This window comes from Streptomyces diacarni (assembly GCF_003323715.1).
In the GTDB taxonomy this organism is placed as follows: domain Bacteria; phylum Actinomycetota; class Actinomycetes; order Streptomycetales; family Streptomycetaceae; genus Streptomyces; species Streptomyces diacarni.
The window spans coordinates 66,133-78,770 of record NZ_QOIN01000047.1 but is presented as its reverse complement, the minus strand read 5'-3'; the positions used below and the strand labels follow the sequence as shown (position 1 = coordinate 78,770).

The following is a 12,638-nucleotide window of genomic DNA, read 5'->3' as shown; positions in this document are numbered from 1 at the left end:
GGGTGGCCCCGGGCAGGGGCCACCCTCGTCGCCGTATGGCGCCCCCTGCCTCCGGGGCCGCGGGCGGGAGAGGCCCAGAAGGCCAGGAGGGAAGAGAAGGGGCGAGAGGGCAGGAGGCGGAGGGGCGTCGTTACGCCAGGCCCAGTACCTTCGGGTCGGTCGCCAGCTCACGCAGCGCCGCGCCGGGGTCCGCCACCAGGCGGCGCGCCCGCAGATCCATCACCCCGCCGACGCCGGTCAGCTCCGCGGCGAGTGTGCCGTCGGCCCTGCGGATGAGCTGGCGCATGCGGAAGGTCTTGCCCGGGCCCCACTCGAAGGCGCAGCTGACCGTCACCTCGTCACCCGCGTGCAGCTCCCGCAGGTACCGCACCGTCTGCTCCAGCACGACGGGCCCCACACCCCGGGCCACCATGGCGGCCTGTTCGATACCGGCCGCTCTCAGCGCCGACCAGCGCGCGTGCTCGCCGTACTGGAGGTACACGGCCTGGTTCACATGTCCCTGGGTGTCGGTCTCGTAGCCCCGTACCGTCACCGGGACGGTGCACGGATCGGCTGCGGGCTGGTCTTGTGACACGGTCTTCTCCGTCTCGTGGGCGACTCGTCTGGGCGGACTCGCCACCGCCCTGCTCGTCGGGCACGCGCCCGCGGCGGGCGGCGCGGCAACACCGGTCACGCTATCCGGCGGCCCGACGGCACCGCTCGGGGACTGCCGGCCCCGGCAGGCGGCGACGCGCTGGGCTCGTCGGGCGTCCGCTGGACGGTGTCGTTGCCGGCCGGGCGGTCGATCACGTACCGCCAGTGGCCGTCGGCCCCGCGCCGGGCGACGTCGGTGGCCGTTCCCCTCAGGTGGACGCGGGCGCCGTCAGGCCCGGTGCCGTCGATCTCCCAGTCGACGATCAGCAGGGCCACCTCGTCGGCGACGTAGGTGTGCCGGGGGCGCACGCTCAGCGGCAGACCGAGCGCGAGGAAGTCCGCGTTCGCGCGGGCCACAGCCCGCGGGGTGTCGGCCACGGTGCCGTCGGGGGAGACGAACACCGCGCCCGGCTCGTACATCTGGGCCACCGCCTCGGCGCTTCCGCTGTTGAACCGTGTCGCGAACACCGCAGGTACGTCCGCGGCTTCACGGGCAAGGGGGAGGGAACTGCTGTTCACGCGGGACCTCCGAGAGGGCGGAGAGGCGCCGTAGGCTCGGCGCGTAAGGACGAGAACTGACGTTAGGACCCCCGCACGTGGCTTACCCAACGGTCAGTGCCGGGCCGGGCCCCGCGCGGCCCGGCCTGCCCGACGATCCGCTGGCCCGCGCCGCGGCCCCGACGCCCGGCTGCCCCGTCGAGGTCGCCCTTGACGCGCTGCGGGGCCGCTGGACGACGCTGGTGATACGCGAACTGCTGCGCGGCACGCACACGTTCGGGGAGCTGGCCGCCGCGCTGCCAGACCTGTCGGACAAGGTCCTCACCGACCGTCTCCACCGGCTCGCCGCCACGGGGGTCGTTCACCGGGACCGGGCACCGGGCTGGCCCACCACCGTCAGCTACCGGCTCACAGCCCGCGGGCAGGCGCTGGGGCCCGTGCTGCAAGCTCTGTGGGAGTGGGGCGCGGCGGACTGACGCCCGCGCGGGCGGCCCGACCGACGGCGGTCTCGCCCCCCTTCCCTGCCGGTCAGCCGCGGAAGACCTGGGCCGTGTGCCAGGCGGTGTGCCTGACCGCGACCGGAGGGGCGCCGCCGGCGGGAGGAGCCATCGGACGGTCGGCGAGGTCGAGGACCTGGAGACGGGCCGCCGTGCCGGTGCCCGTGAAGTGGCGGGAGACGGTGATGCGCAGGCCGCCGTCCAGGCCGAGGACACCACGGTCGAACAGCTTGTGGTGGAGGGCGCACAGGCACAGGGCGTTCGAGAGGTCGTCGGGCCCGTCGAAGGCCCACCAGCGCACATGCGCCGCCTCCAGCCCCACCGGACGCGGGCGCGGCCCCAGCGCGCCGTCGAACCCGCAGAACGCGCAGCGGTTCCCGTACGCCGACATGACCTCGGCGCGGAGCCGGGCCGCGCGCACCGGGTCGCGGACCAGGCGGCGCACGGCGACCCGCGCCAGGTCCGCCACGTCCAGATCCAGCCCGGCGTCCGCGGCGACGTCCTCGTGCAGCGAGGGCGGAAAGTGCAGGTCGAGCAGGGTGTGGGCGAGAGTGGACAGCAGTCCGGGATCCTCGGCCAGGGCCGCGCGCAGGCCGGGCGCCAGCCGCCCCGTCGCACCGCTGGCCCGCAACCGCCCGACCTGCGATCCGGGGCTGTCGCCTCCCGTGTCCGTGCGGACCTCCCACACGCCGTCGCTCACCAGGTGGTGGAACGGGTAGCCCGGCGACGTGTCGCGCGGCGGGCCGTACTCCCGCAGCAGGCGTGCCACGTCGCGCTCGACCTCCGTGTAACGGAGCCCGCCGTCGGGGTCGGTCTGCTGGCGGCCGAGCGCGTACAGCAGCAACAGCGGTTTGTGCGGCGCCCGTTCGCCCTTCTGCGTCCACTGCCGGAGGTTGCCGACGCGTGCCACCCAGTCCATGCGTGCACTGTAGGGCGTGTGCGGCTGTGACACGACGGCCATTGTCCGGGCCGACACCCCCTCGATAGCCTCCTGTTGATCGCACCTGCACACGAAGGGATGGGCTCCACTCTCTCCTTCGAGACGCTCGTCGAGCCAGGCCCGTTCGCCAACGCGACCGCAGGGTCCGGCTGCGCGGCCCGGCGCGCGGCAGGCGCCGGCCTCCACGGGGTTTCCGCCCCGCGGCGCCAGGATGCCGCGTATGTCATCTTCTGCACGGAGTGCGGGGCGGGCGGCACGGACGTCCGGATACGCGGCACCGGCCGCCGGGCCTCCCGCACCGGCCGCCGAACGCCCCGCACCGGCCGCCCGGTACCCCGCGCCCGCCGCCGGGCCCGCGCAGCGGACCGTCGAGCGGCGCCCGTGGTGGCGGGACGAACGCTGGTGGCTCGCCGGGGTGTGCGGCGCCTTCGGACTGCTCTCGCTCACCGTCGTCCACCCAGGGCTGCCGCTCGGCTGGGACGAACTCGTCTACACGAGCCGCTTCGCGCCCTACGGGCCCGAGACGCCCTTCAGCGCCCCCCGCACCCGCGGCGTCCCCGCGCTCCTCGCACCCGTCGCGGCGTTCAGCGACTCGGTCGTGCTGCTGCGCTGCTACCTGACGCTGACCGCGTCGCTCTCCCTCTTCCTCGGCTACCTGCCCTGGCTGGGCAGGTTCGCTGGGCGCGGGACCGTGCCGCTCGCCGCCGCGCTCTACGGCAGCGTGTGGATCGCGCTCTTCTACGCGGGCGCGGCGATGCCCAACCACTACGTGGCCACGGGCCTGGTGGCCGCCGTCGGCTGTTTCCTCCGCCGCCCGGCCACGGGACGGACCCGCGCGGGTGCGGCCGCCGCGCTCGCCCTCGCCGCCCTGATGCGCCCCAACGACGCGGTGTGGCCCGCGCTCGTGCTGTTCACCGCCGCGCTGGGCGGCCGCCGACCGCCCCCGCGCGTCCGGACGCGGACCGCGCTCGCCCTCGCCTGCGGCCTCGCTGCCGGGCTGCTGCCCTGGGCCGTGGAGGCGTCGCTCCGCTTCGGCGGTGTGCTGCGACGCGTGCGCGCCGCGAGCGAGATCCAGGGCGGCATGAGCCCGCGCCTCACTCTCGACACCCTGAGGGCACACGCCGCCGCGCTGGACGGGCCCCTGCTGTGCCGCCCGTGCGACGGTGCGGCGATCGAGTGGGCGAACGCCGGATGGTGGCTGCTGATCCCCCCGCTGCTGGTGCTCGGCCTCCGTGCGGCACGCGCGCAGGGGCGCACCGCTTCGGCGGTGCTTCCGCTGGCGGCCGCAGCCGCCGTCGCCCTGCCGTACCTCTTCCTCATGGAGTACGCGGCACCCCGCTTCCTGCTGCCCGCCTACGGGCTGCTGGCCCCCGTCGCCGCGCTCGGCGCCCTCCGCGCCGTGCGGTGGGCCCGCGCTCGCGGAGCACGGCGCGCACGGGTACTCGTCCGGCTGGGCGGCGGTGCCCTCGCCGCCCTCCACCTCGCCCTCCAGCTCCAGCAGTTGGGCCTCCACTCCGGCATCCAGGCGGCGGCCCGCCACGACTGGCAGCGCATCGGGGAAGTGCTGCGCGCCCACGGCGTACGCCCTCCCTGCGTACTCGGCGGCAACAGCTCCACCATCCCGGTGGCCCACACCGCCGGCTGCCGCCCCGCCCAGGGGCGCACGCCCCATGCGCTCGTGCTCCGGAGAGCGCCGCTGCCCGCCTGGGCCGAGGCAGCCGACTGGCACCTCCACCCGGTGCCCCACACCTACAACCCCGGCTGGCGCGTCGCCGTCCCACCCCGCGCCGACACTCCCCACGGGCCGACGGATCTCTCACGGCCGGCCGGCCCTATGCGGCCGACGAGTCCCGCACGGCCGAGGGCCCGGGCCGCCGGGCCGTAAGACGGCTGAGAGCCCCGGGACGGGCGAAAGAGGCCGGGACGGGGGCGCTCCAGCCGGCGTGCTCCAGCCGGCGTGCTTCATCGGCGTGCTCCAGGTGGGCGTGCTTCAGGTGGGCGGCGGCGCGTGCGGCCTGGTGGACGACTTTCGGCCTCGTCCACGCCCACGAGCGCCCCACGAGCGCCCCACGAGCGCCCCACGGGTCTTGCGCGGACGACGAACGCCCCCGCTCACAACCGAACGGGGGCGGGTTCGCCACGAGGCCGACGACCTCGCCAGGCGTGCGCGGCTCCTCCTACGAGGCCAGCCCCACCGGGCAGCTCACGCCCGTGCCGCCGATGCCGCAGTAACCGGCCGGATTCTTGTCGAGATACTGCTGGTGGTAGCCCTCGGCCGGGTAGAAGGGGCGGTCCTCGGCGGAGAGGATCTCCGTGGTGATCTCTCCGTGCCCGGAGGCGCTGAGGACCTGCTGGTACGCGCCCCTGGACGCCTCCGCCGCGCTCGCCTGCGCGGCGGAGTGGGTGTAGACAGCCGAGCGGTACTGGGTGCCCGAGTCGTTGCCCTGGCGGAAGCCCTGGGTCGGGTCGTGCGCCTCCCAGAAGCGCTTGAGGAGCGTCTCGTAGGAGACCTTCGCCGGGTCGAAGACCACGCGGACGACCTCGGCGTGTCCCGTGAGGCCCGAGCAGACCTCCTCGTACGTGGGGTGCGGTGTGGACCCGCCCTGGTAGCCGACGAGGGTCGTCCAGACGCCGTCCGTCGTCCAGAAGACCCGCTCGGCGCCCCAGAAGCAGCCCATGCCGAAGTCGGCTACCTCCAGGCCCTCCGGGTACGGGCCCTGCAACGCCGTGCCCAGTACGGTGTGCCGCTCGGGCACGGCGAACTCCGGCTCAGGACGGCCCTGCAGGGCCTCCTCCGGGGTGGGGACGCGGTTTTTGAACCTGCCGAACAGCATGTCGTTCTCCAGACGGAAGTCGGAGGGGTGTGGGGGAGTCGGAGGGCCGTGTCCGGGGCGGCGGAGGCGGCACGGGGCCGGTGCGGGGCCGTTGCGTGGCCGGTGCGGTCGTCAGCCCTTCGACTTGGCGGACGAGGAGGACGCCGAGGCTGCCGTGGACGCCGTGGAGGCTGCGGACGAAGACGCCGGGGCGGAGGATGCGGCGGCTGCACTGGCCGTGACCTCGGTCTTCTTCTCCTCCACCGCGGTCTTCGTGCTCTCGCTCGACCCGGCGTCCTCGTCCGCTTCGTCCGCGTCGGTCGCCTCGGCGACGTCCTTGGACGTCCCCCCGGGCGTGCCGCCGTCCCCGGCTCCGTCCGGTCCGCCGACGGGGGCGCTGCCGCCCCCGGCCGCCGGCTGCTCCTCGAAGTCCACCCGGTTCATGTGCTTGTTCATCGACTTCATCAGCAGCCACACGGCCAGGCCGATGACCGCGAAGACGACGAAACCGAGCACGCCGGGAGTCACCTTGTTCTCGTCCAGGTCCTTGGCCAGCGGAAGGACCTGGACGAGCGTTGTCTGCGTCGGGCTCATACCGTCAATTCTCGCGGATCCCCGCGAAGAGGTCGTCCTCGGGGAGGGAGGTCTCCACGAGGGACTTCGCCAGCTCGTACTCCTCGGTCGGCCAGACCTCCCGCTGGATGTCCATCGGGACGCGGAACCAGCCGCCGTCCGGGTCGATCTGCGTGGCGTGCGCGATGAGCGCCTTGTCCCGGATCTCGAAGAAGTCGCCGCAGGGCACGAACGTGGTGAGCTCGCGCTCCTTGACCTTCATCTTCTCCCAGCGCTCCAGCCACTGCGTGTACGGCGACTCCAGACCGCGCTCGATCATCGCGGTGTGCATCGCCAGGGTGCGCTGCCGGTTGAAGCCCTGGTTGTAGTAGACCTTCAGCGGCTGCCAGGGTGCGCCGAACTCCGCCTCCGGATACTTCTCCGTGTCCGCGGCGTGCTCGAACGCGACCATCGTGATCTTGTGGGTCATGATGTGGTCGGGGTGCGGGTAGCCGCCGTTCTCGTCGTAGGTGGTGATCACCTGCGGGCGGAACTCGCGGATCAGCCGCACCAGCGCGCCGGCCGCCTCGTCCACCTCGACCAGGGCGAAGCAGCCCTCCGGCAGCGGCGGCAGCGGGTCGCCCTCGGGCAGCCCCGAGTCGACGAAACCGAGCCACGCCTGCTTCACCCCCAGGATCTCCCTGGCCTCGTCCATCTCCTTCCTGCGCACCTCGTGGATGTTCGCCTCGACGTAGGTGTCGCCCTGGAGTTTCGGGTTGAGGATGGAGCCACGCTCTCCCCCGGTGCACGTCGCGACCAGCACGTCCACCCCCTCGTCGACGTACTTCGCCATGGTGGCCGCGCCCTTGCTCGACTCGTCGTCGGGGTGCGCGTGCACGGCCATCAGTCGCAGTTGCTCAGTCACAACTCAATCCTCGTAAGTCGGCCATCGGCCCGCTGTCAGCGGTAGTGCGGGCGGCTTCTATAGTGACCGAACGAGGACCGTGATGTATTCCCGGTACGATCCCCCGCGCCGCCGAGAGGAACCGCCGCCATGGCCGATCTGAGCCAGAAGGCCCCGGAAGGGCGCTACGGGCGTACCGCAGGGCGCTCCGGCACGGGCGTGGGCCGTACGGACGCGCGCACGGACCGTCGGCTGAAGGTCACCGGCGGTGTGCTCGGTGTCCTGTTTCTGGCGCTCATCGGCTGGATCGGCGCCTCCTACGTCTCCGGGCAGGACGTCAGCGGCGAAGTGATCAAGTTCAAGGTCGTCTCCGACAGCGCGGTGGAAGTGCACCTGGAGGTGCGCAAGGACGAGGGCGCCGAAGGCGTGTGCACGCTGCGCTCCCGTGCGGAGAACGGGTCCGAGGTCGGACGCAGGTCCGCGGCGTTCGACGCGGGTACCGCGCGCGTCGACAGGGTCGTCACCGTGCGGACCACCTCCCGCGCCACCAGCGCCGAGCTGCTGGGCTGCGAGAAGAGGTAACCGGCCGCGCGCCGGTCACTTCCGGCCGTTCTCGGCCGCACCCGGCCGTGCCCGCCGGCCCCGGGCTGTGCCCGCCGGCCCCCGCCGTCTCCCGGGGATCGGTCGTTCTCCTGAGAAACCTGCCCTCCTCCCGAGGGAAAGACCCGTCCTCCTCCCGAGGAAAAGACCCGTCCTCCTCCCGAGGAAAAGGAGGAGTCGGTTCGCGGATCAGGGGCAGGGGTCGTGGCGGCAGCACCAGCGCGACCAGGAGCAGAGCGACCCGCATGTACCGCCACGAAGCCACCCAGGCCATCACAGCGCAGCGCGCGTTCGGCATCGTCCGCACGGCCACACCGGGCGAAGCCGTCACAGCGGCGGGCACCCTGCTCGACGCGGGACTCCACGCGGTCGAGGTGGCCCTCACCACCCCGCAGGCCCTCCGCGCCCTCGACGAGCTGACGGCGGCGCGCCCGACCGCTCTCCTCGGCGCCGGATCCGTCCTCGACGAGACCGCGGCACGCGCGGCGATCGAGGCGGGCGCGCGCTTCCTCGTCTCGCCGAGCCTCCACCGGGAGGTGCTGCGCACCGGTCACCGGTACGGGGTGCCGGTGTTCCCGGGTGTCGGCTCTCCCACGGAGATCGTCCGCGCCCTGGAGGACGGCGCGGACGCGCTCAAGCTCTTCCCCGCCTCCGCCGTCGCACCCTCGTGGGTCACGGACGTGCGGGCCGCGCTGCCCCAGGCGCCGCTCCTCCCCACCGGCGGGGTGACCGTCGAGACCGCACCGGAGTGGATCGCGGCGGGAGCCGTGGCCTGCGGCCTGGGCTCCGCGCTCACCTCGGGCGGCCCCCAGGCGGCCGGGCAGCGGGTGGCCGCGCTGCTGGACGCGCTGGCCCGCGCGCGGTGACCGCCCCGCGCGGCGCGGGGTGTCCCTGGCCCCGGTGACGCGCACGGCCTGCGCGTGTGGTGTGCTCGTGCGGCTGTGACCTGCGACGGAGCCATGGCCTTCTTCCCTTTTCCGCCGGAATTGTTAAGCTCGTGGTTTCGCCCACCAGTGAAGGCGCAGCCTGTCTGGTAGGGCGATTGCTGCATCAGCTGACATCCCAGTACCGACGAGGAGCACCTGTGACCCAGACCAGCGACAACGTCACCTGGCTGACCCAGGAGGCGTACTCCCAGCTCAAGGCCGAGCTGGAGTACCTGTCGGGTCCTGCACGTACCGAGATCTCGAAGAAGATCGAGGCGGCTCGCGAGGAGGGCGACCTCCGCGAGAACGGCGGGTACCACGCGGCCAAGGAGGAGCAGGGCAAGCAGGAGCTGCGGATCCGCCAGCTCCAGCAACTCCTGGAGAACGCGAAGGTCGGTGAGGCTCCGGCGGACGACGGTGTCGTCGAGCCCGGCATGGTGGTGAAGATCGCCTTCGACGGCGACGAGGACGACACCATCACCTTCCTGCTGGCGTCCCGCGAGTACGCCAGCACGGACATCGAGACGTACTCCCCGCAGTCGCCGCTGGGCACCGGTGTGAACGGCAAGAAGGTCGGCGAGGACGCCGACTACGAGCTGCCGAACGGCAAGATGGCCTCCGTCCGCATTCTGGAGGCCAAGCCCTACAAGGGCTGAGGGGCGGGCGAACCGGCCCACGGGTGCTGATGGCGGGCGGCCCGCGCGTGAGGTGCGCGGGCCGCCCGCCGTTTTCCGGCCCTTGGGCCTGCCGACCGTTGGGCCTGCCGACCGTCGGGCGTGCCGGCTGTCGGGCTGCCTCCAGGGCGTGCCGGCGGTGGCGTTCGCCGTCGTCAGGCCGTGGCGTTGCGGTATCTGCGGACCGCCAGGGTGCGGAAGACGGCGATGATGGCGGCCGACCAGATCAGTGAAGCCCAGACCGGGTGCTGCATGGGCCAGGCGTCCGGTACCGGGTAGCCCGGCGGCAGGTTGCCGAACAGCTCCCGCGCGGCGACGACGGTGGCGCTGAACGGGTTCCACTCGGCGAGGTGCTGGAGGAAGCCGGGCATGTTCTGGGAGGGCACGAACGCGACGGAGATGAACGTCAGCGGGAACAGCCACACCAGCCCGCCCGAGGTGGCGGCCTCCGGTGTCCGCACCGAGAGACCGATCAGCGCGCCGATCCAGGTGAACGCGTACCCCAGCAGCAACAGCAGCCCGAACCCTGCCAGTGCCTTGGGGATGCCGTCGTGGGCACTCCACCCCACGAGGGCGGCGACGACGGCGAGGACGACGAGCGTCAGCGTGGTCTGCACGAGATCGGCCAGCGTGCGCCCGGTCAGTACGGCCCCGCGCGCCATGGGCAGGGAGCGGAAGCGGTCGATGAGGCCCTTGTGCATGTCCTCCGCTATGCCGGCGCCCGCTCCCGCCGTCGCGAAGGTGACGGTCTGCGCGAAGATGCCCGCCATCAGGAACTCGCGGTAGGAGGCGGCGTCGGTGCCCGACCCGGGCACCTTGATGGAGCCGCCGAAGACGTAGCTGAAGAGCACCACGAACATGATCGGCTGGATCAGGCCGAAGATGACGACCTCGGGGATGCGCACCATGCGGATGAGGTTGCGCTTGGCGATCACCAGGGAGTCCGTGACGGACTGGACGATTCCGCCGCGCCCCTTCGGCGCGGTCCCGGCGGGCGCCGCCTGGGCGGTGGCACTCACTTGGTGGCCTCCTTGCGCTGTGCCGCGTCGCGGGACGCGTCGGTGCCGGTGCCCGGCTGGTCGTCGGTGTCCGTCGCCTGCCCGGTCTCGCCCTCGGCGGCGTGGCCCGTCAGGGAGATGAAGACGTCGTCGAGGGTGGGGCGGCGCAGGCCGATGTCGTCGATCTCGACGCCGCGGGTGTCCAACTCCCGGATGACCTCGGCGAGGAGCTTGGCTCCGCCGGTGACGGGCACGGTCAGCTTGCGGGTGTGCTCCTCGACGGTGCAGCTCTCCCGTCCGGCGCCGCGCAGCGCGTGGCTTTCGAGGATCTCCCGCGCGGTGGGGATGTGCTCGCGCTCGTGGACGACGACTTCGACCCGCTCGCCGCCGGTCTGGGCCTTGAGCTGGTCGGAGGTGCCACGCGCGATGACCCTGCCGTGGTCGACGACGGCGATGTCGTGCGCGAGCCTGTCGGCCTCGTCGAGATACTGCGTGGTCAGCAGCACCGTCGTACCGCCGGCGACGAGTTCCTCGACGACCTCCCACAGCTGCTGCCTGTTGCGGGGGTCGAGCCCTGTGGTGGGCTCGTCCATGAACATCACGGGAGGGCTGACCACCAGCGCGGCGGCGAGGTCGAGCCGGCGGCGCATGCCGCCCGAGTAGGTCTTGGCGGTGCGGTCGGCCGCGTCGGCGAGGTGGAACCGCTCCAGCAGCTCCTTCGCGCGCTTCTTCGCGTCGCGACCGGACATCTGGTAGAGCTGCCCGACCATCTGCAGGTTCTCACGTCCTGTCAGGTATTCGTCGACAGCGGCGAACTGCCCCGACAGGCCGATCGAACGGCGCACCGCCGTCGGGTTCTTGAGTACGTCGGTGCCCGCGACGACGGCCTTGCCCGCGTCGGGCCTCAGCAGGGTCGTCAGGACGCGGACCGCGGTGGTCTTGCCCGCGCCGTTGGGTCCGAGCAGGCCGAGCACGGTGGATTCGGGGACGTCGAGGTCGACGCCGTCCAACGCCCTCACGTCGCCGAAGGCTTTCACCAGCCCCTCGGCGTAAATGGCACCTGGCATGGATGGTCTCCCGGGGTGTGGAGCGCGTGGCTCTACGAAAAATGCTAGATCCGTCCGAAAAATCGGGCGTGCATACACGGCCGTGCGGCGGGTTCCGGCCCGACGACAGCAGTATGAGCCGACGCGATGTATCGCGTCAACCGCCTTTCACGATAGTTCGCGAGTGACCCGTGTCCTGTGCTGAGCGCTCAGCTGACGACGGTGTAGCCCGCCGCGCGCAGCCCGGACGCCACCTCGACGCAGTGTTCGGGGCCCTTGGTCTCCAGGTGCAGCTCCACCTCGACCTCGTCGAGCCCGAGCCGCGGATCGGTGCGGACGTGGCTGACGTCGAGCACGTTGGCGTCGGCCGTGGACAGCTCGCTCATCAGTGCGGCCAGGGCGCCGGGCCGGTCGGACAGGCGCAGCCGCAGCGACAGGTAGCGGCCGGCCGCCGCCATGCCGTGCCGCAGTGTCCGCTGGAGGACGAGGGGATCGACGTTGCCGCCCGAGAGCACCGCGGCGAGGGGGCCCTCGAAGCTGTCGGGGGCCGACAGCAGCGCCGCGAGGGGGCTGGCTCCCGCGGGCTCGACCACCAGCTTCGCCCGTTCGAGACAGAGCAACAGGGCGCGCGAGAGGGCGTCTTCGGAGACGGTGCGGATCTCGTCCACCAGCGCGTCGATGATGCGGAACGGGACGTCTCCCGGCCTGCCGACCTTGATGCCGTCGGCCATGGTCGAGGCCGACTCCAGCGCCGTCGGCCGCCCGGCCGCCAGTGACGGGGGGTAGGCGGCCGCGCCCTCGGCCTGCACGCCCACGAGCCGCACGTCGGGGCGGAGCGCCTTGATGGCCACCGCCATGCCGGCGAGCAGTCCGCCTCCGCCGACGCCCACCACGACCGTGCGCACCTCGGGGCACTGTTCGAGCAGTTCCAGGCCCAGCGTGCCCTGACCCGCCACCACGTCCGGGTGGTCGAAGGGGTGGATGAAGACGGCGCCGGTGGCGTACGCGTACTCCTTGGCCGCCTCCAGGGTCTCGTCCACCACCTGACCGTGCATGCGCACCCGTGCCCCGTACTCGCGGGTGGCCGCCACCTTCGGCAGCGGGGCGCCGACCGGCATGAAGACGGTGGAGGCCACACCCAGCAGCGAGGCCGCGAGCGCGACGCCCTGCGCGTGGTTGCCCGCGCTCGCCGCCACGACGCCGCGCCGCCGCTCCTGCGCGGAGAGCCCGGCGATGCGCACATAGGCGCCGCGCAGCTTGAAGGAGCCGGTGCGCTGGAGGTTCTCGCACTTGAGGTGGACCGGTGCGCCGACGAGCGAGGAGAGGTGCCGGCTTCCCTCCACGGCGGTGGTACGGGCGATCCCGGAGAGCGTCTTGTGGGCGCGGCGCACGTCGTCGAGACAGACGGGCAGTTCGGATCCTGGGGTGGCGCGGGGCGGTGCACTGGAGGCCATGCCGCCAGTCTGGCAGTCCGCCGGTACGGCCGGAGTGCGGTCGCCCGGGGGTGGTCCGCGTCACTGGTTCGTGCAGTGGAGGTACGCCCAGGGCCACTCCCGC

General features: G+C 72.7%; 14 protein-coding genes. 5 read left to right on the top strand and 9 right to left on the bottom strand.

Annotation, left to right across the window (positions count from 1 at the left end; all coding sequences use genetic code 11):
- Nucleotides 1-130 precede the first annotated feature (130 nt).
- Both DTL70_RS19610 and DTL70_RS19605 read right to left on the bottom strand, forming a co-directional pair.
- A complete protein-coding gene (locus DTL70_RS19610) occupies nt 131-574 on the bottom strand; it encodes an acyl-CoA thioesterase (protein WP_114023295.1) in 444 nt (147 codons plus the stop codon).
- Between the two features lie 95 nt (nt 575-669).
- Nucleotides 670-1,152 (bottom strand): YybH family protein, encoded by a 483-nt coding sequence (locus DTL70_RS19605; protein WP_220183637.1) that lies wholly within the window; start codon nt 1,150-1,152, stop codon nt 670-672.
- A 77-nt stretch (nt 1,153-1,229) separates the two neighbouring features.
- Here DTL70_RS19605 and DTL70_RS19600 point away from each other — a divergent pair, with 77 nt between their 5' ends.
- A complete protein-coding gene (locus DTL70_RS19600; protein ID WP_114023294.1) occupies nt 1,230-1,607 on the top strand; it encodes a winged helix-turn-helix transcriptional regulator in 378 nt (125 codons plus the stop codon).
- Nucleotides 1,608-1,659: 52 nt separating this feature from the next.
- Here DTL70_RS19600 and DTL70_RS19595 read toward each other — a convergent pair whose 3' ends face one another.
- A complete protein-coding gene (locus DTL70_RS19595; RefSeq protein ID WP_114023650.1) occupies nt 1,660-2,547 on the bottom strand; it encodes a phosphorothioated DNA-binding restriction endonuclease in 888 nt (295 codons plus the stop codon).
- A gap of 241 nt (nt 2,548-2,788) precedes the next feature.
- Between DTL70_RS19595 and DTL70_RS33615 the strand changes: the two genes are divergently transcribed.
- Nucleotides 2,789-4,453 (top strand): hypothetical protein, encoded by a 1,665-nt coding sequence (locus tag DTL70_RS33615; RefSeq protein WP_181860998.1) that lies wholly within the window; start codon nt 2,789-2,791, stop codon nt 4,451-4,453.
- A 292-nt stretch (nt 4,454-4,745) separates the two neighbouring features.
- On the opposite strand, the gene msrA is transcribed toward DTL70_RS33615, so the two are convergent.
- The 3 genes from msrA to mca all read right to left on the bottom strand — a co-directional run bounded on the left by msrA (nt 4,746) and on the right by mca (nt 6,858).
- Nucleotides 4,746-5,402 (bottom strand): peptide-methionine (S)-S-oxide reductase MsrA, encoded by a 657-nt coding sequence (msrA, locus tag DTL70_RS19585; protein WP_114023293.1) that lies wholly within the window; start codon nt 5,400-5,402, stop codon nt 4,746-4,748.
- Between the two features lie 111 nt (nt 5,403-5,513).
- Nucleotides 5,514-5,975, bottom strand: a complete 462-nt coding sequence (locus DTL70_RS35140; RefSeq protein WP_245979476.1) for a hypothetical protein — start codon at nt 5,973-5,975, stop codon at nt 5,514-5,516.
- A 4-nt stretch (nt 5,976-5,979) separates the two neighbouring features.
- Nucleotides 5,980-6,858, bottom strand: a complete 879-nt coding sequence (gene mca, locus DTL70_RS19575; RefSeq protein WP_114023292.1) for a mycothiol conjugate amidase Mca — start codon at nt 6,856-6,858, stop codon at nt 5,980-5,982.
- 129 nt (nt 6,859-6,987) lie between these two features.
- On the opposite strand from mca, the gene DTL70_RS19570 reads away from it, so the two are divergent.
- The 3 genes from DTL70_RS19570 (at nt 6,988) to greA (ending at nt 9,019) form a co-directional block, all read left to right on the top strand.
- Nucleotides 6,988-7,419, top strand: a complete 432-nt coding sequence (locus DTL70_RS19570; protein ID WP_114023291.1) for a DUF4307 domain-containing protein — start codon at nt 6,988-6,990, stop codon at nt 7,417-7,419.
- Nucleotides 7,420-7,682: 263 nt separating this feature from the next.
- Nucleotides 7,683-8,303, top strand: coding sequence for a bifunctional 4-hydroxy-2-oxoglutarate aldolase/2-dehydro-3-deoxy-phosphogluconate aldolase (locus tag DTL70_RS19565; RefSeq protein ID WP_114023290.1), 621 nt, complete (start codon nt 7,683-7,685; stop codon nt 8,301-8,303).
- A 218-nt stretch (nt 8,304-8,521) separates the two neighbouring features.
- On the top strand, nt 8,522-9,019 hold the full coding sequence (gene greA, locus DTL70_RS19560; protein ID WP_114023289.1) for a transcription elongation factor GreA: 498 nt from the start codon (nt 8,522-8,524) through the stop codon (nt 9,017-9,019).
- 173 nt (nt 9,020-9,192) lie between these two features.
- On the opposite strand, the gene DTL70_RS19555 is transcribed toward greA, so the two are convergent.
- From DTL70_RS19555 to ilvA, 3 genes are all read right to left on the bottom strand, one after another.
- On the bottom strand, nt 9,193-10,056 hold the full coding sequence (locus tag DTL70_RS19555) for an ABC transporter permease (protein WP_114023288.1): 864 nt from the start codon (nt 10,054-10,056) through the stop codon (nt 9,193-9,195).
- Nucleotides 10,053-11,102: an ATP-binding cassette domain-containing protein gene (locus DTL70_RS19550; protein ID WP_114023287.1), complete on the bottom strand. Its 1,050-nt coding sequence runs from the start codon at nt 11,100-11,102 to the stop codon at nt 10,053-10,055. Before DTL70_RS19550 ends, DTL70_RS19555 begins: the two co-directional genes overlap by 4 nt.
- A 188-nt stretch (nt 11,103-11,290) precedes the next feature.
- The gene (ilvA, locus tag DTL70_RS19545) at nt 11,291-12,535 is read right to left on the bottom strand and encodes a threonine ammonia-lyase (RefSeq protein WP_114023286.1); all 1,245 of its coding nucleotides are present in this window, start codon (nt 12,533-12,535) and stop codon (nt 11,291-11,293) included.
- Between the last annotated feature and the right edge of the window lie 103 nt (nt 12,536-12,638).